This is a genomic window from Leptolyngbya sp. FACHB-8 (assembly GCF_014695575.1).
Lineage (GTDB): Bacteria > Cyanobacteriota > Cyanobacteriia > Elainellales > Elainellaceae > Vacuolonema.
In genome coordinates this window covers 15,729-38,660 of sequence record NZ_JACJOO010000035.1, presented here as the reverse complement: position 1 = coordinate 38,660, position 22,932 = coordinate 15,729, and the positions used below count along the sequence as shown (strand labels likewise).

General features: G+C 51.3%; 19 protein-coding genes. 6 read left to right on the top strand and 13 right to left on the bottom strand.

The genetic code is table 11. The features are described from left to right. Nucleotides 1–4 precede the first annotated feature (4 nt). On the top strand, nucleotides 5–613 hold the full coding sequence (locus H6F91_RS07110) for a TetR/AcrR family transcriptional regulator (RefSeq protein ID WP_190771713.1): 609 nt from the start codon (nucleotides 5–7) through the stop codon (nucleotides 611–613). Nucleotides 614–736: 123 nt separating this feature from the next. Here the strand turns inward: H6F91_RS07110 and H6F91_RS27530 are convergent, their stop codons facing one another. The 6 genes from H6F91_RS27530 to H6F91_RS07080 form a co-directional block, all read right to left on the bottom strand. Next, nucleotides 737–1,633 (bottom strand): acyloxyacyl hydrolase, encoded by an 897-nt coding sequence (locus H6F91_RS27530; protein WP_199307681.1) that lies wholly within the window; start codon nucleotides 1,631–1,633, stop codon nucleotides 737–739. A 188-nt stretch (nucleotides 1,634–1,821) separates the two neighbouring features. Beyond that, on the bottom strand, nucleotides 1,822–2,328 hold the full coding sequence (locus tag H6F91_RS07100; protein ID WP_206754911.1) for a phosphate-starvation-inducible PsiE family protein: 507 nt from the start codon (nucleotides 2,326–2,328) through the stop codon (nucleotides 1,822–1,824). 375 nt (nucleotides 2,329–2,703) lie between these two features. After that, nucleotides 2,704–4,323 carry a glutamine-hydrolyzing GMP synthase gene (gene guaA / locus H6F91_RS07095; protein WP_347280016.1) on the bottom strand — a complete coding sequence of 540 codons (1,620 nt, stop codon included), beginning with the start codon at nucleotides 4,321–4,323 and terminating at the stop codon, nucleotides 2,704–2,706. A 226-nt stretch (nucleotides 4,324–4,549) separates the two neighbouring features. Beyond that, nucleotides 4,550–5,665: a cobalt-precorrin-5B (C(1))-methyltransferase CbiD gene (gene cbiD / locus H6F91_RS07090; protein WP_190771714.1), complete on the bottom strand. Its 1,116-nt coding sequence runs from the start codon at nucleotides 5,663–5,665 to the stop codon at nucleotides 4,550–4,552. 265 nt (nucleotides 5,666–5,930) lie between these two features. Continuing rightward, nucleotides 5,931–7,235 (bottom strand): cytosine deaminase, encoded by a 1,305-nt coding sequence (gene codA, locus H6F91_RS07085; RefSeq protein WP_190771715.1) that lies wholly within the window; start codon nucleotides 7,233–7,235, stop codon nucleotides 5,931–5,933. A 60-nt stretch (nucleotides 7,236–7,295) separates the two neighbouring features. Further along, nucleotides 7,296–7,514: a hypothetical protein gene (locus H6F91_RS07080; RefSeq protein ID WP_190771716.1), complete on the bottom strand. Its 219-nt coding sequence runs from the start codon at nucleotides 7,512–7,514 to the stop codon at nucleotides 7,296–7,298. Between the two features lie 690 nt (nucleotides 7,515–8,204). Between H6F91_RS07080 and H6F91_RS07075 the strand changes: the two genes are divergently transcribed. Further along, entirely contained in the window at nucleotides 8,205–10,307 is a 2,103-nt protein-coding gene (locus tag H6F91_RS07075) for a GAF domain-containing protein (protein WP_190771717.1), read from the top strand. Nucleotides 10,308–10,547: 240 nt separating this feature from the next. Here H6F91_RS07075 and H6F91_RS07070 read toward each other — a convergent pair whose 3' ends face one another. The 4 genes from H6F91_RS07070 to H6F91_RS07055 form a co-directional block, all read right to left on the bottom strand. Next, on the bottom strand, nucleotides 10,548–10,706 hold the full coding sequence (locus tag H6F91_RS07070; protein ID WP_190771718.1) for a hypothetical protein: 159 nt from the start codon (nucleotides 10,704–10,706) through the stop codon (nucleotides 10,548–10,550). Between the two features lie 411 nt (nucleotides 10,707–11,117). Further along, nucleotides 11,118–11,462, bottom strand: a complete 345-nt coding sequence (locus H6F91_RS07065) for a hypothetical protein (RefSeq protein ID WP_190771719.1) — start codon at nucleotides 11,460–11,462, stop codon at nucleotides 11,118–11,120. Nucleotides 11,463–11,696: 234 nt separating this feature from the next. Continuing rightward, entirely contained in the window at nucleotides 11,697–13,424 is a 1,728-nt protein-coding gene (locus H6F91_RS07060; RefSeq protein WP_190771744.1) for a succinate dehydrogenase/fumarate reductase flavoprotein subunit, read from the bottom strand. 192 nt (nucleotides 13,425–13,616) lie between these two features. Beyond that, nucleotides 13,617–13,931, bottom strand: a complete 315-nt coding sequence (locus H6F91_RS07055) for a hypothetical protein (RefSeq protein ID WP_190771720.1) — start codon at nucleotides 13,929–13,931, stop codon at nucleotides 13,617–13,619. A 180-nt stretch (nucleotides 13,932–14,111) separates the two neighbouring features. Here H6F91_RS07055 and H6F91_RS07050 point away from each other — a divergent pair, with 180 nt between their 5' ends. Together H6F91_RS07050 and H6F91_RS07045 are read left to right on the top strand one after the other, a co-directional pair. After that, the gene (locus H6F91_RS07050; protein WP_190771721.1) at nucleotides 14,112–14,738 is read left to right on the top strand and encodes a pseudouridine synthase; all 627 of its coding nucleotides are present in this window, start codon (nucleotides 14,112–14,114) and stop codon (nucleotides 14,736–14,738) included. A 244-nt stretch (nucleotides 14,739–14,982) separates the two neighbouring features. Further along, entirely contained in the window at nucleotides 14,983–16,968 is a 1,986-nt protein-coding gene (locus tag H6F91_RS07045; RefSeq protein WP_190771722.1) for a serine/threonine phosphatase, read from the top strand. A gap of 332 nt (nucleotides 16,969–17,300) precedes the next feature. Here H6F91_RS07045 and H6F91_RS07040 read toward each other — a convergent pair whose 3' ends face one another. After that, complete coding sequence (locus H6F91_RS07040) at nucleotides 17,301–17,519, bottom strand: DUF4327 family protein (RefSeq protein WP_190771723.1); 219 nt, start codon at nucleotides 17,517–17,519, stop codon at nucleotides 17,301–17,303. Nucleotides 17,520–18,070: 551 nt separating this feature from the next. Here H6F91_RS07040 and rpsD point away from each other — a divergent pair. Both rpsD and H6F91_RS07030 read left to right on the top strand, forming a co-directional pair. Next, nucleotides 18,071–18,703, top strand: a complete 633-nt coding sequence (rpsD, locus tag H6F91_RS07035; protein WP_190771724.1) for a 30S ribosomal protein S4 — start codon at nucleotides 18,071–18,073, stop codon at nucleotides 18,701–18,703. Between the two features lie 334 nt (nucleotides 18,704–19,037). Further along, complete coding sequence (locus H6F91_RS07030; RefSeq protein WP_190771725.1) at nucleotides 19,038–19,646, top strand: outer membrane beta-barrel protein; 609 nt, start codon at nucleotides 19,038–19,040, stop codon at nucleotides 19,644–19,646. Between the two features lie 225 nt (nucleotides 19,647–19,871). On the opposite strand, the gene H6F91_RS07025 is transcribed toward H6F91_RS07030, so the two are convergent. Further along, on the bottom strand, nucleotides 19,872–20,456 hold the full coding sequence (locus H6F91_RS07025) for an SRPBCC family protein (protein WP_190771726.1): 585 nt from the start codon (nucleotides 20,454–20,456) through the stop codon (nucleotides 19,872–19,874). Nucleotides 20,457–20,578: 122 nt separating this feature from the next. Beyond that, a complete protein-coding gene (locus H6F91_RS07020; RefSeq protein ID WP_206754910.1) occupies nucleotides 20,579–22,657 on the bottom strand; it encodes a GAF domain-containing protein in 2,079 nt (692 codons plus the stop codon). Between the last annotated feature and the right edge of the window lie 275 nt (nucleotides 22,658–22,932).

The following is a 22,932-nucleotide window of genomic DNA, read 5'->3' as shown; positions in this document are numbered from 1 at the left end:
CTCCATGGGAAAAGGTGACAAAACGCGGCAAGCGATTCTCCAGAAGGTTGCCATTCTCTTCAACCAGAAGGGGTATGCGGCCACATCGATGCAAGACATTACCCACGTGACCGGCATTCAGCGAGGGGGAATTTACAATCACTTCACCAGCAAAGAAGCGTTAGCGGTGGAAACGTTTGAGTATGCCTGCTCGGTATTGGGGACCCGATTGATGCAGGGAGTGAATGCTGAGGTAACCGCTCTGGGGCAATTGAAGGCGATCGCCACCACCTTTGCCGATCTCTACATTCAAAATCCCCTTTTTCCCTGCGGTTGTCAGGTGCTCAATACGGCTGTTGAGGCGAAGCGACACATGCTGCCCCTGCGCCAGAAAGCCCAGGAAGCCATGACTAAACTTCAGAACCTAATTATTGAGAAAACGCGAGAGGCGATCGAGCAGGGTGAGTTACCCGATTCCATTAACATTGACGCCCTGGCAGCTATCTTTGTTTCGACACTCGAAGGTGCGATGGTATTAAGCGTTTTATATGATGACTCTGCTTATCTACGTCATGCTGTAACGCATCTCCACGGACATCTGGATAGCTTAAGAGCCAGTTCATTCATAGAATAAAAACCTTATTTCTGAATGGGAAATAGGATGTGGAACCGCGGTTCCATATCCTATTTCTCACTCAGCTATGGGTAAAAACGTGCGCGGTACAGGCTGCCACGCACGTTTTATCAACCGAATGACTCAGCGTGGAAAATTAACCCCGACATAGCCAAAAATCAAATCTTGCCCAGGGTTGCTGTCAGAGGTATCGGCATTGGAAATATGATGCCAACGTATTCCAACCATAAGACGGTTACGCTCGTTCAAGCGAATGGTAGCACCACCCCCTGCTTGAGGCGTGAAGTTATATCGAGTGCCATCACTAGGCACGCTATCCGTTGTTCCTATGAGACCTGCGCCGCCATCAATGTATAAAGACCAGTTTTGCTGACGAATAAAATCCCAGCGTAGGATTGCAGCCAGGTTAAGACCTAGGGCATCATCACCCGGTTGGTTAAAGGCCATGCCATTTAACTCGAAGTTGATGCTGTTGCCATCCAAAAAGAAATGAGAAATACCTGCGCCCACCAACCCAAAATTACGCGTTTCGTCGCTATCCAGATTGCTGGCTGCGCCTCCCTGCACGTACCAGCGTTGAGATCCCTGTTGCCCGTAAGCCGGAATGGGCTCGGAAGAATTATTTTGGGCTAACTCCGTAGACTCCGGTGATGCAGCTTCAGCAACAATGGGAATCGTTGCCAGTTCCGCTGTTGTAGGGTCAGGAGCCGATCCCCCAAAAGACTCAAATACTGGAGAGGCTGTTGTTTCAGCCGCAGCCGGAGCTGAAGGAACCTCGGAGATCGGATCAGGTTGCACTTTCTGGCTAAGCGCCAACCCGGAAGCCAATGTTTGGGATTTGTTTTCCAGTATTGGCTGAAGGGTTAGCTTAGGGGCCTTCAAGTCTGCCCCATTGGAAATGGGGTTGGCCTGTGAGCTGTGGATAGGGAACAGGGCGATCGCCCCTGCGGCCAGAGCGACTAATGTAGTAGGGCGCTTGCTATGAAGCTGTTGAGTTGGAAAAGAGCGTTTTGAAATCAAAGTCGATCCTCAGTGACAACGGCGCAATGATTCGCGCAAAGAGTTCTGCTCAAGCGAGAGAGCAATAGGCGAGTCAGCTAACTACAAACTATAGCGATCGCTACCGTCGTCAGGATAAAAACTCAAGCATTTGTGTTGTGCGGATGCTAAGCACCCCGCACAACACAAATGCTTGAGTCCTGTCTTTGTTAATCGTGGTCGGAGTGATCGGGATTCTGGTCGTGTTCAGAATTCTGGTTGCGATCGTGGCGGTTGGAATGCCGAACGATCCAATAACCGCCTGCCAAAGCTAAAACTGCAACACCTAACCCAATTAGCTCTACCCCAGTGGTCGACTTGGAATCGAGGATGATAATTTTCCGGGCAACGGCTGTGAGGGATGTCACAATCACAAGTTCGACTTGCACAACGTGCTTTTTGAGGTATGCAGAAATATTCTCCAGAACCTCTAGGGCGACCAGCACGTTCAGAAACAAGCCAAAAATTTCCAGTAGGGAGGAGGTGAAGGAGCCGTAGGGCTCTTCAAACACAAGCTGGCGGATCATGACACGCCATAAATCGACGCTGGCTACGATCAGAACGACGATCATTCCCAGCGATAGCAATTTTGCGACTAAGCTTTCCGTTCCTTTTAGCAGGGAAAGAAAACTGTCATCGCTGGCGATCGCTCTCCAGTACTTATAGATATTTCTCAATGAACTATCTCCCCTGCATAACCCCACATCAATGAATCATAGAAGCAAATGCTCCCGTGATAGAGGGTTCTATGGGGAAATTTACATGAAATGTTTCTGAGATTTTCACAGGCTCCCATAAAAAGAACTAAACTTCAGTTCGCTTTACATTGGAGACAGCCTGCACTAGCGCATAAGCTACAAAGCTTGATATAAGAGCACTTTCCGTAAACGGCACGATTATGCACCGGCAAGGAAAATAAGTTTTTGAATCATCTTCTCCACAACCTGTGGAAAGTTTTCCACAGGTTGTGGGGAGTTTTCCACAGGAGCCTGTGGAAAGAAAGATCACCTGTATCTAGTACAGGTGATCGCTGAGAAAGTGACGGTGAAATTTTATTCCCACTCGATGGTGCCAGGGGGCTTAGAGGTGATGTCGTAGACCACCCGGTTGACCCCCCGCACTTCATTCACAATACGATTTGCCATTAGCTCCAGCAGATCGTAGGGAACCCGTGCCCAATCAGCCGTCATACCATCTTCGCTGGTGACAATACGCAACACGATGGGGTATGCATAAGTGCGCTGGTCGCCCATGACCCCTACGCTACGGATCGGTAGAAGGACCGCAAAGGCCTGCCAGTAGTCGTTATAGACTCCATGGCGGTTGATTTCCTGACGCACAATCAGGTCAGCGTCTCGCAGGATGTCCAGCTTCTCCTCGGTCACTTCGCCCAGAATACGGATGGCTAGACCGGGGCCGGGGAAGGGATGACGGTTGATAATCTCGTCGGGTAAACCAATAGAGCGCCCTACCTTCCGCACCTCATCTTTAAACAGCTTCCGCAGCGGTTCTACAAGCTTAAACCGCAGATCCTTAGGCAAACCTCCGACGTTGTGGTGGCTCTTGATTTTGACGGCGACCCGCTCTCCGGTTTTGGGGTCCACGTTGGTATCAGCAGACTCAATCACGTCAGGATAGAGGGTGCCCTGTGCCAGGTAGTCGAAGGGGCCAAGCTGCTTCGATTCTTCTTCAAAGACTCGAATGAACTCGTGACCGATGCGCTTGCGCTTTTCTTCGGGATCGTCGACTCCAGCGATCGCGTTCAAGAACCGCTCCCGCGCGTTCACATAATGCACCGGAATGTGGAACTGCTCATTAAATAGCTTCAGCAAGCGCTCTGGCTCTAGCTTTCGCATGAAGCCCTGATCGATGAACATGCAGGTGAGCTGATCCCCAATGGCCTGGTGCAGCAGAAACGCCAGGGTCGAGGAATCAACGCCACCCGAGAGAGCCAGCAGAACGCGCTTATCTCCAACCTTGGCACGGATTTCGCGGGTTGCTTCTTCTACAAACGCGGCTGTTGTCCAGGTCGGCTGACACTCGCAAATGTGGTAGACAAAATTGCGAATGAGAGCCTGCCCACCCATAGAATGCACCACTTCCGGGTGGAATTGGACGCCGTAAAACTTCTTCTCGTGGTGGGCGATCGCGGCCACCGGCGTATTGTCCGTGTGAGCCAACAGCTGAAATCCTTCGGGCATCTCCATCACGGAGTCGCCATGGCTCATCCACATGGTTGAGCCATCGTCTACGTTGGTCAGCAAATCAGTGGGGTCGTCAATGAGCAGAGAGGCTTTGCCGTATTCGCCTCGCTCTGCCCGTTCGACGGCACCGCCCAATTGCTGCACCATCAACTGCATGCCATAGCAGACCCCCAACACAGGAATCCCCAGATCCCAAATACCGGGGTCACAAACAGGGGCACCGGGGTCATATACAGAGCTAGGGCCACCGGAAAGAATAATACCCTTGGGAGCAATCCGGACCAGCTCTTCAATGGGTGTGCGATAGGACAGAACTTCTGAATAAACCTGGGTTTCTCGAATACGGCGTGCAATCAGTTCGGAGTACTGCGAACCGAAGTCCAAAATAATGATGTTCTGACGGTTTAAAGGCTCGGAGGTCTCCAGCGAAGGAGAGTCAGTGTCCCGGGTTTCGAGGTGAGCAGTCACAGTGGCTAAATCCTGATAGATGTCTCTTCGGGTTAAGTGGGCAGTTGCTGCCCACGAGTGAACCAAACGGTTCAGAAAACGGCCCGCCGCCAAAAACAACGGGGGCAATCAAAGGGAAATTGGTAAAACCAAGCTGTAAAATTTTTAGCTCCGCGCGATCTACGACTTAAGCGCGATGCAAATGTAAGTTTAAAGTGTTTGTGACGAACAAGTTATTTGGAACATCTTAACAAAACTTGGTTAATATCGCCGATCCGGTTTTGCTCACAACAATCACCTGGCGATCGCCTCCAAATAACACAGATCCCACTAAAACCGTTCGTTCCGCATGCTTACGGATGTAGTCAGCGGCCCGATGGTCAACCTCCTGGGCAATCGCTCCGTATACCCTATCCACCCAGCAACTGCCGATGGCGGTATCTAGCGATCGTAAATGAGCCAGCCCGGCTTCGGCAGTTTGACAACTGAAGATTTTCTGGAGATTTTCTGGGGAGAGCCCTACTTGGGCGCAAAAAGCGGTCAGCACCTCCCGCCGCCCGTCAGCAACATGGTGATGGCTGTGGAAAATGCCCCCGGCCAGCTTCATTAACTTGCCGTGGTAACCAAACAGCAGAATTTGCTCCACTCCTTGCATTCCTGCTTCCACAAGTAATGGCCCTAGCCAGTTAGCTGTTTTGACCAGGCGGGTCGCCGGAACTCCCATCTGCTGTGCCAGGCTCAACCCATTCTCACCAATACAAAACACCAGGCAGCCACGATGGGGACGCGATCGCACGTCTTCACGGAAAGCCTCTAATTGGTCAGGCGCACTCAACGGCTGTGAGAGACCTGAGGTGCCAAGCAGCGATAATCCTTCTACAACGCCAAAAGCAGCATTGGAGGTGCGCTGAGCCAGCGATCGCCCCTCGGGCAGAATGATGGTGACCGTGATGCGATCGTGCTCCCCCAGCAGCGGCAGCAGATTTGCCTCCATGACCTGTTGTGCGTAGCGGTAGATAGCAGGCCGCTCTTCTGCTGTAATCCAACCGATGCCTTCTCCCCCCCGAATCGTCAACTTTTCTCCAAGAGCCTGCTCTGATAAGCGCTCTACGATTGCCCAGATTGGGGTGTTTCGCGTCATATCCACATTATCGCCAGGATCACTGCGGCTGATCCCCAATGCAGAATGAGGGCCGAGTCGGGCTACCTGTTCAATTGGAATCTCAACGGTTTCTGCCGGATTGACGAGATCCAGGGAAACTGTGTTGAGTCGTCGCAAATCCTCCTGGAGCCAGCGGAGAGCAGCGATCGCCGCCGCACAGGCAAAGACGGGCAAGGTATATCCAGCACGGGGAGACGTCACGATAGGGCTATCACACGTTCAATACCCATTCATTCTCGCAGGCTACCTTTATCGCAACGCGCACCTCGTAAAATTCTTTGGAGGAAATGTAGGGGCGGGTTTAGCTATGACTGTTTGCCTGTTGCATGAACCTGATGACTATGCCCCTGCAAAAATCGTCATGAGAGGCGATCGCAAGGGTAGGTTTGAATGTCATCCTTGGTGGTGCAGTTAGGAAAATGGCAAAACCCGCCCCTGCCGGGGATTTCTCCGCGTCGGGCCAGACTTACACGAGCAATCCAGTTTGATCAAAAACTGATTGCACCTCTTCTGGCCCCTGCCATTGAGGGGTTGGAGGTGTGGTCTGAGCAATCAGCTTACCCTGGGAAATGACATAGCGTATTGTGGCGCGGCGACGGATGGCGTCGTAGCGATCGCTTGCATCCAGCACAATCAAATTCGCGGGTTTGCCCACTTCAATGCCATACTCCGGCTCTACCTGGAGGGTCTTTGCCCCATTCCAGGTAACCATGTTGTAGCAGGCATCAATTTCTGGGATGCCCGTCATCTGGCAAACATGGATCGCCATGTTGACCACATCCAGCATGTTGCCTGTACCCAGGGAGTACCAGGGGTCCTGGATACAGTCATGGCCCAGGCTGACATTCTGTCCCAATTGCCAGAGTTCCTTCACCCGTGTGACGCCCCGCCGTTTAGGGTACGTGTCGGCTCGACCCTGAAGCGTAATGTTAATCAGAGGGTTGGCAATAAAGTTGAGGCTGGTGCGCTGTAAGAAACCCATCAACTTGAAGGCGTAGGCGTTGTTATAGGAGTGAAACGCAGTCGTGTGGCTGGCCGTAACGCGGGAACCCATTCCTGTACGAATGGCACAGGCCGCTAAAACTTCTAGAAAGCGGGATTGCTCGTCGTCAATTTCGTCACAGTGAACGTCAATCAGGCGATCGTACTGCTCCGCCAATTCAAAAATGCGGTGAATGGAGCGCACCCCATCCTCCCGTGTCAATTCATAATGGGGGATGCCGCCGACGACATCGGCTCCAAGGCGCATGGCCTCTTCCATCAAAGCTTCATTCTGAGGGCCACCATAAAGGCCATCCTGGGGAAAGGCTACCACTTGAAGCGTGATCCAATCCTTCACGGCGTCGCGGGCGGCGAGTAGGCCTTTGAGGGCGGTGAGGGTCTGTTCACTCACATCGGCATGGCTGCGAACGAACAGGACACCTTGCATGGCTTGCTGTTTCAGGGTGGCGATCGCCCGCTCCTTCACATCCTCAAGGGTGAGGGATTGCTTCCGCTCGCGCCAAATTTCAATCCCCTCAAATAGGGTGCCGCTCTGGTTCCAGCGAGGTTCCCCGGCGGTCATAGCGGAGTCGAGATGAATGTGAGATTCCACGAAGGGGGGGCTAATCACTTGCCCCTGCACATTCAGCTCCACTTCGGCAGATTGGGGTAAATGGGGGGCGATCGCGGTGATCCGTCCCGCCTCAATGGCGATATCTACACAGTCGCTGGGGCCAGTGGGAGAGAGCAACTGTCCCTGGCGCAGGATGAGGGTGGGTGGGTGAGTCATGCCAGTGTGTCGTCGTTCAGTGCTTCTACTCTACTGAACCTGGCAGCTCACAATTGACATTTAATCTACAACTCGCACTAAACCACGCTGTACGGCATGAAAAAGGCGATCGAGGGTAGCCAGTTCGTCCTCACTCAGGCTGTTGGAGGACAGGGCTGCCGTCATGAAATAGGACTGGTGGGCACGGGTCAGTCTGCGGGTGCTCAGTACTTGTCGGGCAATCTCTTGAAAACCATTAGTCGGGAAAGCAACAGGGATCATAACTTTGGGGGTGGGCATCAACACCTATAACTATGACGGGAAACCCGGATAAACCTGGTGATCAAACGATGAAGCACTTGGTGATTCTAGGGGAATGTTCGGGTGATCCTACAAAGGGATAGTGGGTGATCTAGGGCACCCACTTGAGTGATTTGAATCACATAGGAGGGATTTTGAGCGATCGCATCACACGACAAATCCCCCAAACTTTTACACTGGCTAGCGTTGAGCGAAAGCCTGTTTTTCAGAATCCATCCCAAAGTAATGAGGAAGGGCTGGCATTTTTCCTCACATAATTGGAAAAAACTAGCCCTCTAAAGGCTTTTTAGAGAGCCTAGAGAAAATACTAGGGTTTGGATGAAATGCTCAAGTTCTTTGGCTCATAAGGCTTTACCTTCACGTTAAGCGACTTAAACCCGGGTCGCTTAGTGTGAAGAATTGATGAAGTCTTTTTATTCTGCACGTAGACAACTATCTGCATTGGTATACAAGTTGGAAGTGCTCTCTGTCCTAAGGAAGAGAAAAGTTCTAAAAAGATCGAACGGTTACAGAAAATCCACAGTCACGCAGATAATCCTTTAAGGGATAAGTGCCTTCGGCAAAAGCAGGGTGTCGCTAGCCGAGCTTTCCGTACTTCTCGATGTCTACGGTGGAAAGCTGTTTCCCTAAATTTGGTCTTATTACAATTCAGCAATCCTGTTCCCTGTAATGTCACTTCTCCCCCGCTTTCTGAATTGGCGAAGCTCTACATTGGGCATTCTGCCAAGGCGTGCTGCTTCGTTACGCTACATTGTTGACCGCATCCGTAACTCACTCCAATTGGACGTGGTGCTACAAACAGCTGTTGAGGAAGTCGGAGAACTGCTGGAAATCGATCGCTGTCTGTTTTTCTGGTACTTTCACGAGCTGCAACGGGTGCAGGTGGTCGGTGAGTACTCCCAATCTCAGGCAACACAATCCTGCTTGGGGCATTACAGCCTTCACGATTTGGGGGGTATTGCGCCACTGGTCCGGCAGGGTCAGTGGTTGGTGGGTCGAGGGCGCAAATCGACCACCGGGCATGCAGGGTTTCTCCTCAATCCGAGTGTTTTTGTCGGGCAGCGAGAGAATCTTCGCCTGTTTGGGCAACAGGTCACACTGTTGGTCCCCGTGTTGGGTCAGGAAGATTCGATTGGGTTTATTGTGTGTCTGGTCAATCGTCCCCGGCGCTGGTCAGCTGCCGATCTGGACTTTATGCAGGCGATCGCCCAACAGCTCGAAATCGCCATTCGCCAGGCCCAGCTTTACGAATGCACCCAAAAGCAGGCTCAGCGCGAGAAACTGGTGAATCACATCACTACCCAAACCCGTCTCAGCCTGGATGTGAAAAAGATTTTGCCGGAGGCGATCGCTCAACTTCTGGAAGCCTTAGCGGTCGATCGGTGCTTAGTGCATCTGGTGGAGTCGGTTGCAGAGGACGATGAGCGCAGCATGGATAGCACCCCATCTGCTGTCGATTCCAATGTGTTTCGTCGCAAGCACCTGTTTGAGGCGTGCCGCGAACCTTTTCCCCCGTCTATCACTGACTTTGATACCAATGGCCCGATTACCCGTTGGGTGATTGAGCATCGGCGACAGGTTGTGATCTCAGACATTACCCGAGATGGCCGTATTGGTGCTGATAATGCCGAGTATCAGAAGGCCCAAATCAAGTCTTCGCTAGTGGTGCCGGTACAAACCAGCGGGCAGCTCTACGCCATCCTGTACCTCAACCAGTGCAACCATATCCGCCATTGGTCGAGAGATGACCAGAATCTGGCCCAGGCGGTTGCTAATCAACTGGCTATTTCGATTCAGCAGGCTCACCTCTACCATCAAACTCGCCAACAGGCTCATGCCAGTACGGCTCAGGCTCGCCATCTGGCTCAAGCCTTGGAAGACCTCAAGCGGGCCCAGGCGCAATTAATCCAGAGTGAAAAAATGTCGAGTCTGGGAAAGATTGTGGCAGGGGTCGCCCATGAACTGAACAATCCTGTGAGTTTCATTTACGGCAATATCCCTTATGTAGAGCGATATATGACCGATTTGCTCCGGCTCGTGGAGCATTACGAATCGCAGGGGGGGGCAGAGGCGTCGGAGTTACAAACCTTAGAGGCGGAGATTGAATGGCACTTCTTGAGGCAGGACCTGCCTCGCCTTCTGCAATCCATGAAGGATGGGTCTGCCCGGATTCGCGAGATTGTCACCTCTCTTCGTAACTTTGCCCGGTTAGATGAAGCCTCCTGCAAAGTCGTTGATATTCATGACGGACTGAACAGTACGTTGGCGATTCTGAGCAATCAACTGCATCCGGCGATCGCCATTCACCGACATTACAGCGAATTACCCCTGGTGGAGTGCTTTCCGTCTGCGCTCAATCAGGTCTTTATGAACCTGATTATCAATGCTGCTGAAGCGCTGGAAGATGCGAAGACCGGCAACCCCTGCATCACAATTACGACAACGCTTTGCCCTCCCCGAGTTGAAGGGTCTTCTTGGGTGCAAATTCGCGTGAGTGATAACGGTTGTGGCATCCTACCCGAAATTCAGAGCAAAATCTTTGACCCCTTCTTCACCACTAAAGAAGTAGGCCGGGGTAATGGATTAGGATTGGCGGTCAGCTATCAAACCGTTGTGCAACAGCATCAGGGAAGCCTCAAATGTGAGTCTACCCCAGGCAAGGGGTCCACCTTTATTGTTGAGATCCCTACAAATCATATGGCGACCCGCATGCATAACCGTAATCGGCACATACAAGCCGATTCCCGCAGCGTTTCGCGCCTCGTCTCCTGATTGGAGTGCAATACAGGGTGTTTTATAGCGCTTTTTAAGCGTTTAAAATCTGGTTGCTTTTGTGAGAGCTGTGCTCCGCGCGGTTCTTACAAAAGCAACCGTAGCTGCTTCAATCCCAAAGCGCTATAGGTGGAGTGCTTCACTCCACCTATAGCGCTTTGCTATGGGCGAGTGCATGAGATTCTGATGGCGAGAACGTTATTGGCAGCGTTCCCACCATCAGAATCTCATGCATCATATTCAATCGGTAGGCTCACCACCATAGAACCCCTGAAAGCTCCGATGGAAAGGAGTCATTACCCCTACAGAGGTAGGCTCCAGTGGGATCAGAAACGCAACCAGGGCGATCGCCAAAAATAACAGAAGAAGGGGCAAAATTTTAATGTCGGTAGATTCCATAAGCCAACAAGACCAAGCGGCATCAAGCGAATAAGAGATGGGAGAAAAACATATGCACTAAGGAATAGGGAGATGACAGATGCAGCCAGGCTGAGTATTTTCTGAAAAGGCTAAACGTAGAAAATTATCCTTATCAGACGGCGCAATCGCAAGCGTACTCTGGACAACTATTTAGCCGACTTTGTGCATCACATCGTCATCATGAACCAACAACGGCATGTATTAAAGAACACATGTTTGTGAGACGGCTCAGGCCGCCATTTTCTGATCCATTACATCTTGTATGATTCCCGGATAAACTTTGGAAATGTACCTACGTCAGAATTTATGCTTATCCCGCTCATCCATTGGGTTGAAAAAGAGGGTGGAAGCGAATCTTCCACCCTCTTTTTTAAGGATTAAATGTGGGGATTAAGTGATTGCTGAGAGCAAGACTGACAGCACCATCGAAACGACCGTTATGATGCCTGTAAACCAGCACAATCGCTTGCTTAGACGCTGAGGAAACAGCCCATATCGGGGTAGGAGCCAGAGGCTGGCAATCTCCACAATGGCCCCAAATAACATCCAGGCCATGAGCTGTGAGGGAGGAATGAGTGTGCGCAGGGTTTCGCCAATGCTGCCGGGGGCGATCGCCAATAGCAGTAGGGTTAGGGCAGCGATCGCCAACCCTGCCAATATCACCATCACCAGGCTATTAATAAATCCTTGAAACAAATACCGAAAATCTTGCTGCAGTCGCGTACCGATGGTCATATGGGTGGTCTGCCTTCACCAACGTGGTCTTCGATACCACCTCTGGCCTTGAGGAATTTACTAGAGTCTGTTTTAACATTGTTTTTGGGTGCAAAGCGCACGAAAAACAACTCTCCCAGTAAGCTTTAAAACACGCACTAGCATTGGAATTTAAGGGCTGGTTGCCCAACCCTTAACTTTGACAAGACTCTAGAGGGTTGGATTGCGCGCGCTATCACGCACAATCCAGCTCCCTTAGTACTTCCGCTCCTGCGGTTGAAATTGGGCGATCGTCACGGGGAAATACCGAATTTCAATCCCCGCTGGCGAATAGTAGGCCAGGGTGTGTTTCAAAAATTTACCATCATCTCGCTCCAGAAAATCTTCTCGGGAGTGGGAACCTCGGCTTTCCTGACGGTTCAGGGCACTGGTAAGAATGACCTCGCCTACGGTGAGTAGGCTTTGCAGCTCCAACGCTTCAATTAAGTCCGAGTTCCAAAGTTTGCCTCGATCATCCAGATAGACATCGGCAGCTTGCTCTCGTACTGTTTGCAGGCGAATCAGCCCTTCTTGCATGACCGATTCATTTCGGAATACGCCGCAATGGTCGGTCATACAATCCTGAAATGCTTGCCGCACAGTAGATACCCGGTTTTTCCCTCGGCTATCCAAGAGGGTTTGAATTCGCTGATTAGCCTCCTGGATGTAATAGGCTTCATGGATTTCAGGGAGCTTGCGGTTCTGGACATAGCGGGCGATCGCCGCTCCTGTCCGCCGCCCATACACGACACACTCCAGTAGCGAGTTACTGCCTAAGCGATTAGCTCCATGTACCGAGACACAGGCTGCTTCCCCCGCCGCAAAAAATCCGTCTACAAGTCCCTCTGGGCTGCTCCGCACCTGCCCATCTGTGTTAGTGGGAATGCCGCCCATCGAGTAATGCACGGTAGGACGCACAGGAATCGGCTCATGCACCGCATCCACCCCAACCAAGCGATGAGACTCTTCCCAACAGAAAGGAATGCGGCTCATAATCCGCTCTTTCCCAAGGTGACGCACATCTAAGTGAACAAATGGTCCACCTGCACTACCATCCAAGTGAATGCCTCGCCCTGCCCGGATCTCTTTCACAATGGCTCGTGAGGTAATATCACGGGGAGCCAGTTCCATGCGGCTTGGGGCATACCGCTCCATGAAGCGCTCACCTTCACTGTTAATCAGGTAGGCTCCTTCCCCCCGCACTGCTTCCGAAATCAACACCCCAACTGGATATAGCCCCGTGGGATGGAACTGAACAAATTCCATGTCTTCGAGGGGAAGCCCAGCAGCCGCAGTCATAGCTAACCCATCGCCTGTGGAAGCAAAGTCATTGGAGGTACTGTTATAAACCCGGCCATAACCCCCTGTGGCAAACATTACAGCTTTAGCTCGGGCCACTTCTAAGCGTCCGTCCTCAATGCGGAACATGACAACGCCCTTCGCTTGGCCATCCTCGACGATCAGCCGCATCACATACCACTCGTCGTAAATGGTAACGCCATAGCGCCGCAAGTTATTGACGAGCTCGTGCAAAATGGCATGGCCTGTTTTGTCGGCGGCATAGCACGTACGTCGATGGGAATGACCGCCAAAGGCGCGCTGAGCAATGCGGCCATCGGGTAAGCGGGAAAACATGACCCCCATGTGTTCCAGGTCAATCACCACATTCGGGGCTTCTTGAGTCAGGATGGCCACTGCATCTTGATCCGCCAGATAATCAGAGCCTTTAACGGTGTCGAAGGCATGGGCTTCCCAGGTGTCTTCGGTATCCACATTCTTGAGGCTGGCAGCCATGCCCCCTTGAGCTGCTACAGAGTGGGACCGAATGGGATGAGTTTTGGCGATGACCGCAATGCTGAGCCGTGGATCGGTGCGGGCAATCTCAACAGCAGCCCGTGATCCCGCCAGGCCACCACCAATGATAATGACGTCGTGTTCAATCATGCTGAGGGGAAAATTCTGAAGAACGAAAACGAATAAAGTCAGACCCGGCATGGCGGGTTTGCATCACTACCTCTATCGTGTCGCAAAAAAAAGCTCTCTGCCGTAGGATAGAGAGCTTTTTATAAAAAATTCAGAGGGTTTATTTCAGGTTGATTCTGTAAGGTGACGGTACACAAAATTACACTGAAAGTGTTAGCTAGCAAGCTGAGCTGGACGCTGGCCAGAGTTCGATGAACGAGATGTCGTCCGCTTTTCGTCAGCCGGGTCAACAGTCTTAAATTCAATATGGTTCAGTAGAGTCGTTACAAATGCAAATAGTAGGAACGGCAAAGACAGCACCAGAATTAGTCCTACTGTTGCCAAAGCATAGATAGGGCGGCTACTTCCTAACAATGCCATGGCACTCGCGAGGCTCAAGAAAATAACCACTAGCCAGACGACAATCTGCCCGTAAATATCTCCGAAAGAAAGCGTGCAAAAAACGCGATATCTCTGTATCTTATCCATGGCAATCCCACCGAGTAACCAGACGTATTAGATGATCAGCGTAAAGGGTGTTTTCCTTTTTGAGGAGGTCGACTCAATCTCTCTTAAATCCGCGCAACAAATGTTTTAGAAAACGCAGCATTTCGTTGCAATTCCTGTTAAATAATTGGGCCTGATGATAGAGCCAGACCTTGGAGTTTTGTGCCTTACCGCTATCTTGTGTTCTACAAACCCTACGATGTGTTAACTCAGTTCAGCCGTCCTGATATGCCATCAGATGAGGCTGCTGGAGCGAGTTGCCGTACCCTAAAGGATTTCATTCCCGTCCCAGATGTTTACCCTGTTGGACGGCTGGATCGCGATAGTGAGGGGTTACTGCTGCTTACAGATGATGGCAAGTTACAAAATCAATTGCTAGACCCTAAGTACGCCCACCCCCGTACCTACTGGGTGCAGGTTGAACGAGTTCCTGATGCGGCGGCTTTGGATCAACTGCAGCAGGGCGTTGTGATTCGCGGCTATCGTACCCGTCCAGCTAAAGTACGTTTGTTATGTGAGGAACCGGAGTTGCCGGCCCGAGAACCTCCGATCCGGTTCCGTAAGAATGTTCCAACGGCCTGGCTGGAGATGACATTGACAGAGGGACGTAACCGGCAAGTGCGGCGAATGACGGCAGCCGTGGGATTTCCGACGTTGCGGTTGGTGCGAGTGGCGATCGCCCACCTCCGACTCACAGGGCTACAACCCGGCGAATGGCGTTATCTTTCTCCCGCCGATGTAAAGCTGTTGCAAATTGATATGGTTCAAAATGTCAAAAGACGGCGATGATCAAGAAGGAATGTTGTGCTGTAGAAGTGCAATGGGTACGCTAACAGATACAGGTTTGGGGTACCTCGTGTAGGCTTAAGATAATGACCCACTGTGATCTGAAAGGCGACGATCGCACGGTCTGATCTTCTCCAGGGCATGTGCTGAGCAGTCCTGAGCTATTCTACAGAACAAATCCGCTAAGCTCCTGGAGGAGTGTCTGCACCGGTATCCATAGCTGGGATAAGTGTAAGGAATCCCCGACATGCTCGTTTGCCTGGAATGTCAATTTGAGAACCCAGACAACAACAGGTTCTGTCAGAAGTGTGGCACTTCACTGACAGAGCGGAAGTGTTTGTCTTGCGGCGCAATGGTGCCAGTAGACCTGGAAGCTTGCCCAAAATGTCATGCCGTTACAGGGACATTTTGGCGAGCTGTGGTGCAAAGTAGAAATAACGCTGTCCAGTCCGAGGGGCAATCCGATAGCTTCCCCCGAGCGGAGTACCTCGATAAAGAACAGCGCTATCAACTGCTAGAACCCCTACCTGTAGCGACTATAGGAACCGTCGGGGCCGATGTGCGGGTGCTCGATTGCCAACCCCTGCGCCCCTCTCGTCTGGATCTGCTTTGCAAGGAACAGGATCTGCCAACGGAGGGAGTGTCCACCTCCACATCAGAAGAGTATCCGATCCCCACGATTGCTCTGGATTACCTGGAACTGGAGCAGCAATTGTATCCATCCTTACCAACGGTCCGCGATGCTTGGGAAGAAGGCAATCTGATCATTGTCCTGCTGGAGGACCGCCAGTATTTGCTGCCTATGATTGATGTCTGGAAACAGCAGCCCCTGGCGCCTTTCCAGATTCTTCATCTCTTTCACCAGATGGCAGAGCTGTGGACGGCTCTGCAACCCCGAGGCTATGGAGATAGCTTGCTGCAACCGGGGAATCTGCGGATCGATGAAGACCAACTTCTCTATTTGCAGCGGCTCTTTGAAGACACCTCCGTGGATGATGCCAGCCTGAAGCGACTCGGGCAGTTCTGGCAACAGCTGCTCGCAACTTACGGGGATCATCCTTCCATTCAGGCTCTAAACCAGCTTTGCACCGATATGATTGCCGAGCTGGTCGCGACCTCAGAGGTTTTGCGATCGCAACTGGAATTGATCGCCCTGGCGCTACAAAATCCTCCTGAGGAGCTGAATACCATTCCTACCCCACCCGCTGGCAGAGCGGACGTATCTGAAGACACAACCCAGCCCATGCTGAAATACGCAGAGGTCGAGCCAGTAGCTCCAGTAGCTTCAGATGTCCCAGATACTAATGTGGTCATGGGCGCTACCCGTCTTGAATTAAACGATTCAGATGAGGATGACCCAGTGGGCGAGAGTGATGACATTCCCACTATTGTGCTTCCGATGATTCTGGTCAGTTTGGAAGAAGCCGGACGTAGCGATGTTGGGCGACAGCGAGACCACAACGAAGACTTTTTCTGCATTCAAACCGAAGCCATTAAGAGCGAAAGTATCACCGAGCGTAAGCTTCAGGTAAAAGGGCTCTACATCCTCTGTGACGGTATGGGGGGGCATGCTAGTGGGGAGGTCGCTAGCGAAATGGCTGCCCAAACCCTACGTGATTATTTCGCTCAGAACTGGGCTGATGAAATGCCTTCTGAAGCTGTTATTCGTGAGGGGATCCGCGTTGCTAACAGTGCCCTCTACGAGATGAACCAGAAAAATGACAGCTCAGGTAGTGGGCGCATGGGCACCACGCTAGTGTTGGTGCTGGTTCATGGGACGCAAGTGGCGATCGCCCACGTTGGGGATAGCCGTCTCTACCGTTTTAGCCGCCGCTCGGGACTAGAGCAGGTGACAGTAGATCATGAAGTTGGCCAGCGGGAAATTCAGCGGGGGGTAGAAGCGGCGATCGCCTATGCCCGTCCTGATGCCTACCAACTCACTCAGGCGCTTGGCCCTCGGGATGAGCAATTCGTAAATCCTGATGTGCAATTCCTTGAGCTGAATGAGGATTTGCTGCTCCTGCTGTGCTCAGACGGGCTGACCGATAACGATCTACTCGAAAAATACTGTGATAGCCATATAGAGCCGTTGCTCAGTACCCAGGTCAATCTGGAGCAAGGCGTGAATGCTTTGATCGATTTGGCAAATGCTCATAATGGCCATGACAACATTACTGCTGTTGTTGTGCGAGCCAGAGTACGTCCAAATCTAGCCAAACTACCCCGGGGGTAGTTCAGAATTTAGTTCGATTGAGTCTTATGAAAGAATTATCTCTTCTACAAAACTCAATCAACGTAGTACTAAACGGCAGAGATTAACCTATGTTTGGAGATGGAGCAAAGCACCCCTCATCTATAAACATGAGTTGATTTCCGCCGTTCAGTATTAGGCATTATCGAGAGTTTTTTAAATGGTCTAAGGCATCGGCAATAGAGAGTAGGTTTTGAAAGACCAACCCCTATCTCTTAGACAGGTATGAACATTCTGAAAATACTGCAACGGCAGCCTATATAACGTGGGTCAGTGTTCAAGCATGGCGTCGAACACTGACCCTTTCACCAAAATTACTCTTCTTCCCAGGTTTCCACAGCCAGCAAATCGCTGATGGGATCTCGCATGGTAAATTCAAACTCTTCCAGCTCGTGCTTCCAGTAAGCCCACTCATCGCCGTAGAGGAGCGCAATTTTCCAGAGGCGATCGTTGGGCTTCAGCATCTTTGACTCGACCAGGGAGCGCACCTGTCTCTGGAGTTTAGACATAGGATGCGCAACTGATGAATTCACAACAGCTTCCTTAACCATCATTAAATTTTCAAATTCCTTATGAACGTGGGATCGCTGACTTATTCTACCTTCAAGGAATTGCACCCAACTCCAGAGGCAGCCTTGTAACTCAGTTGTCAGTCTTGATTTCCAGCTTCGTATCTTAGCCTAGAACCCCAGGATTCCGCGTCTGCTTTTATCATGAAATGCTCAACTATTCGTTTTCTGTATGTAAAGCTATTTTGGGTATTAGAAAAAGTTAATATTGTTCCTATCCCCTTTATGCTCTGGACCTCAAGGTTAGTTAAACAGTTCCGGTTGTCTTGGAATAGTCCCTTGGGGTGGATTGAGTGGTCCGTCTGGTTTAATACTAACCCGCTGTGCCTAAATAACTGATTCGGCTCAGCAATTCTCCTCTTGAAATCAAGTCAAAAACCGCTTGTCTCAGGCGAGTGGTTTTTGAGCTTTAGAGCTCACAATAGAATTGCTGAATTCTTCTGAGTGTTCCTCTTTCTTCTGGCAAACCCTGCTATCATGAATTGTTTGTGGACACTTCTAGGAGAAAACGTTAGATGGCGCGTTATCGAGGCCCTCGCCTCCGCATCGTTCGTCGCTTGTGTACCGGAACGGACACTCTTCCCGGTCTGACCCGCAAAGATCGGCGGCAGTCTGGCAAGCGAACCAACCCCCCCGGTCAACATGGGGCAGCTCGTCGTAAAGAGTCTGAATATGCTCGACGACTGAAAGAAAAGCAAAAACTGAGATTTAACTACGGCGTCAGCGAGCGTCAAATGCTGCGCTATGTCCGCAAAGCTCGCAGAACTCCCGGTTCTACTGGTCAGATTCTGTTGCAACTGCTTGAAATGCGTTTGGACAACACCATTTTCCGCTTGGGTATGGCTCCTACCATTCCTGCGGCTCGGCAGTTGGTGAGCCACGGCCACATCACCGTCAATGGTAAGCGGGTTAACGTGCCCAGCTACCAAATCAGGGCAGGTGAAGAAATCGGTGTGAGCTCCACGGAACGGTCTCGTAAGCTGGTAGAAGAAAACCTGCAATACCCCGGTCTGGCCAACGTTCCAACTCATTTAGAGTTTGATAAAGCTAAGCTAACCGCCAGGGTGACCAGCACCATTGAGCGAGAATGGGTTGCCCTCAATATTGACGAACTGTTGGTTGTTGAGTACTACTCTCGACAAGCCTAATGATTCAGAGGTGCCACTGTGCGGCTGCGGTGCGCCATCATCTGATGCAGCAAGCATAATTCTCCTGATCCCCCGATCCGTCATCGGGGGATTTTTTTATGGCCTTTAGAGCTATAAAACGGCTTTTGGGGAACCCATTTTATAGCTCTTGAAAGAATATCAGTTCAAATGCAGAGAGCGACGATCGCAACAGTGATGCTGTTCCCCTGAATCTTCTTAAACTGCCCTGAGCAAGGGGCTTCAGGGGCGTAAATTAACGAGTGCCCTGGCCAGAAAACAGAATGTGGCGGGTGTTGTGTTCGATTTCTGCCGGGTTAGGCATTGTAGGGAATTCATGATGGAAAAGCGGTGGTTGTGGTTCTTGGTTGGGCTCGGGTTCGGGGTAGTAGGGTTAGGGGAACAGGCCGCGATCGCCCAAACGCAAGGTCAAACTCAGCCCCAAATTCGTACCCAGACGCATGGGTTGGAAGGAAGTTATCTGGGAGCTACGGTAGATGGTTCTAACATGAGAGAGAGCCTAGGCAGCCTGCTCGGTACTGGAAGTTCTCGCGCCTGGGTTGAGGATCAGGTTGAGGGCTCGCGGAATTCCTCAGGCCATACGGGACAGCGCAATCTTCAAACCCGTATTGATGTGCAAGGTTTCCCAGTATCCATTCGGGGGGCTGTTGTTTTAGGGGATGACATTGAAGCAGTAATGCCGATGCTGTCCTATGACGTCCCTGTTGGGAGTAGCGCAAATGTATATGCAGGAGCCGGATATGCCCTGGTACAACCTGGGGCACAGACAGTACTGGGCGATCGCGACGGAGTTGTCCTCAGCACGGGTGTCGAAGCGGCAATCAACCGCAGTGTTGTGGTTTACGGAGATGTGCGCTACCACCCCACCAGCAGTCAGGAAATGAATCCCGTCCGCGTTCAGCTTGGGCTAGGCCACCGATTCTAATATCAATTCTTACGGAGTCACCCAGTACAGGGTTAAGTAACCTGAGTTCGGGTTAAGGGCGTTTTCGAGTGCCGCGCCGCGGCACTCGAAAACGCCCATCTTGGCGTTCACATAGTACACACCAAAATGAGCACTTCAGCTTATCCCGAACTGAGGTTAAGTACAAAAGGGAAATGGTATTGGGGTGAGACCTCAATACCATTTCCCTATTCAGCAATGCCAAAACTACAGGGAGTTGTTGAACAGAACATCGGCTCGCTGACGAATGGCTAATAGGTTTCGGACTAAATTGTGTCGCAAATTGCGCTCAATAATACTGATGGGAATAGCTCGGCCGGGTTGTACTGTGACTACATAGCGTAATACGGTACCACGGGCTTCTGGTTGAGGTGTCAATTGCCAGGCTCCGGTAAATTGCCGGAGATCCCCCTCAACCATCGAGAACTGTATCTCGTTCGGAAAGCTCTCTACCATATCCAACACGACCCGCAGACACACCTTCAAGCGTAGAAATGTCTCTGCTCCTACCTGCTCAACTCGAATGCCACCACTAGGATGGTCAATTCGCTGGCTCTTGGTCAGGCTAGGAATGAAGTCTGCCAGGTGATCATAGTCTGTGAGAATTTGCCATAGTTGCTGACAGGAGTAGGGCAACGGCAACTCTGCAGAGATCCGCCGCCGTCGCCCCTCAAGCTGCTCTGTATGGACAGCCACTTCCCTACTTAGCTCGTCGCCATCCAGATCAGAAGCTTCGCATTCATAAGTGGGCTCCTCAGGCCGATTAGCAACGGGGAACTCAGTCTCACTCATGGAACAACACCATCAACAATATAGAAGTACAGATTATCAAACAACGTGAAATGGGCTTTGTCCGTGTGCCACCCCTCTGAAATCCAGAGCTCAAAGGGTTAAAGGTGATCTGTGCCCATTATTCATACCAACTCTGGAGATAATGGCAGGGTCAGGATAAAACAAGTTTCCCAGGCTTTTGAGTTGGGAATAGGGGTGCTGGTAGCGGCGATCGCTCCACTTAAATGGGCCGCTAATCCACGTGCTAAAGCCAAACCCAGACCAATTCCTGGGATGGCTTGATGAATAGCTTCCCGTCCCCGACGAAACTTCTCAAATATCATCGAGAGCTCATCTGGCATAATCCCAATACCCGTATTCCAGAGAGATAGCGTGACCTGAGGCACTGTATTAGATGACTCTACGACAACCTGCATGCGGATGGTGCTCTCCCGCTGGCTGTACTTTTGCGCGTTGGCCATCAGCTCATTTAGAATACGATGCAAGCTCTCAGGATCTGTGCGCATAAGGATGGGGCGCTCGGGCAGATGCGTTTGGAAGGTGAGCCCTTGCGTGGTAAGGGGCTCTTCCCAGGACTGCTGCAGATCGCGAATGAGATACTGCAGGTCGACTTGATGGAGTTGCAGTTCTGTATTTTGAGATTCGATTTTCTGAATGGTAAGCAGGTCACGAATCAGATGAGTTTCCTGCGTACACTGGCGATCCAGGATGGAGAGATAGCGATCGCGCTGTTCCGTTGTTAGAGGCGCCTCTCTTAGCATCCGGATAGCCATTTTCATGCTGGTCAACGGGGTAAGCAATTCATGGCTAACCGTGCTGAGGAATTCCTCCATCACCTGATTCATGCGTTGCAATTGCTCTACTTGCTGCCGGGTTTTCTCGTACAGCTTGGCCTGCACATCGAGACTATGGCGTAGTTGGGCTGTCCGTTCATCGACTAAAGCCTGCACTTTGCGCAAGGTTTTTGCCTGAATCATCGCCGTACTAATATGAGTGGCGACCAACCGCACCAGAGCTAGTTCGTCGGGATGCCAACTCCGGTACTGCTGCTGTTGCAATATCAAACACCCTAACCCAATCCCCTGATGTTCGAGGGGCATGACGAGCAGAGCGGGCATCAGCCTGAGATCCAGCAGCGGAGAAACCGTCTGGATAAATTCACCATAGTTTCCTGAATAGTCTTCAGGGCAAGCCCCTACGGGTGGGATGACCACTGGGCTTTCTACAGCTGAGATGATTTGGCGACCAATGGCGCAGTCTGATATTTGGAACGAGTGGTTGAGCCAGGTGGAAAGACCTGTTTCCTCTGGTGGTGGCAGATGGATGGAGGAGTAGAGATAGTCAACCGTGGCACGGGTGCGGGGAATCCCATCCAGGGGACGACCTTTGAGTTGAGGATCAGCGTACTTAAACGACAGCACCATCCCCCGGCTCACCTGCAGGAGATTGACCAGCCCGTCGACAGCCAGTTCAAAAATGCGCTCTAGATCCCAGCCCTCGCGAATCACTTCAACCAGCCGATAGATCAAGGATTGTTGTTGAAGCTGCTGCTCGATTTGGTTTTGGAGATGTCCTTGGGAAAGGGCGATCGCAATCTGTGTTGCGAGAGTGTGGCAAACTTGCATATCCATTTCGGTCCACGGATGCGATTGAGAACGCAACACAATGAGCGTTCCACTAGTTTTTCCCTGATAGTGGGCTCTGGAGATTAATGCAGACGGGCAAGTCTCCAAATTTTGGGATTGAGCAGGGTTAGCTGCATCGGTCTGGGGAGGGTTCCCCCATTGCAGGCTATGGCGCTCAGGGCCAAGCCACTCCTGCATATCGGAAATGGCTAGAGGCTCTCCCAGCCCCGGAAAAGGGAGTGCTTCGAGTCGTTCCAGAATGGCTTGGGTTAGAGGGAACAGCGGTACTGGCTGAAGGTCTTCGCCTGGACGCCACATCAGGGTTGTGGGGGAAGAATGGTGCAAGCTAGTGACAACAAGCAGGCATACATCCATCTGTAGAAAGCGATGAGCCCGGCTAAGAAGAGTGTTGGCGACCGCTATAGGGGTTTTGCTGGTACGCAACATTTTCAGCAGGTCGGGCTCAAATACGACAACAGGCAGGTCAGTGGGTAACGCTCCAGGGATAGTTCTGGCGGACGGTGACGAGCTAGATGCAAAGGATTGCTGTGCCATAGCCAGAAGAAACGACCTCACGAAGATAACCAGGTAACCCGAAACCCACGAACCTGGCTATATCAAGAAACTGATAGATAGCCCATATTGGCCTGATGTCTAAAGTTGGGTTGGAAATTTGAGTAAACCATCAAAGAAGCCAGAAAAATAGATAAAGCCTGCACTAGAGAAATAGGGAGTCGCTAGGGAAGGTCTTTCAGAAGCATAGATTTTTGGACAAAATCGAACAGAACGCCTGATCTTGTCGTAATGTTGCAGGTAGCTCAGTTGTTCCTGGGCAGCTGCACCAATTATGT

What these genes read in the sequence shown, in the direction of transcription:
- H6F91_RS07110 (WP_190771713.1), top strand. Translation starts at nt 5, where the DNA reads ATGGGAAAAGGTGACAAAACGCGGCAAGCGATTCTCCAGAAGGTTGCC.
- codA (WP_190771715.1), bottom strand. Translation starts at nt 7,235, where the DNA reads ATGACTCACCCACCCACCCTCATCCTGCGCCAGGGACAGTTGCTCTCT.
- H6F91_RS07080 (WP_190771716.1), bottom strand. Translation starts at nt 7,514, where the DNA reads ATGCCCACCCCCAAAGTTATGATCCCTGTTGCTTTCCCGACTAATGGT.
- H6F91_RS07075 (WP_190771717.1), top strand. Translation starts at nt 8,205, where the DNA reads ATGTCACTTCTCCCCCGCTTTCTGAATTGGCGAAGCTCTACATTGGGC.
- H6F91_RS07070 (WP_190771718.1), bottom strand. Translation starts at nt 10,706, where the DNA reads ATGGAATCTACCGACATTAAAATTTTGCCCCTTCTTCTGTTATTTTTG.
- H6F91_RS07065 (WP_190771719.1), bottom strand. Translation starts at nt 11,462, where the DNA reads ATGACCATCGGTACGCGACTGCAGCAAGATTTTCGGTATTTGTTTCAA.
- H6F91_RS07060 (WP_190771744.1), bottom strand. Translation starts at nt 13,424, where the DNA reads ATGATTGAACACGACGTCATTATCATTGGTGGTGGCCTGGCGGGATCA.
- H6F91_RS07055 (WP_190771720.1), bottom strand. Translation starts at nt 13,931, where the DNA reads ATGGATAAGATACAGAGATATCGCGTTTTTTGCACGCTTTCTTTCGGA.
- H6F91_RS07045 (WP_190771722.1), top strand. Translation starts at nt 14,983, where the DNA reads ATGCTCGTTTGCCTGGAATGTCAATTTGAGAACCCAGACAACAACAGG.
- rpsD (WP_190771724.1), top strand. Translation starts at nt 18,071, where the DNA reads ATGGCGCGTTATCGAGGCCCTCGCCTCCGCATCGTTCGTCGCTTGTGT.
- H6F91_RS07030 (WP_190771725.1), top strand. Translation starts at nt 19,038, where the DNA reads ATGATGGAAAAGCGGTGGTTGTGGTTCTTGGTTGGGCTCGGGTTCGGG.
- H6F91_RS07025 (WP_190771726.1), bottom strand. Translation starts at nt 20,456, where the DNA reads ATGAGTGAGACTGAGTTCCCCGTTGCTAATCGGCCTGAGGAGCCCACT.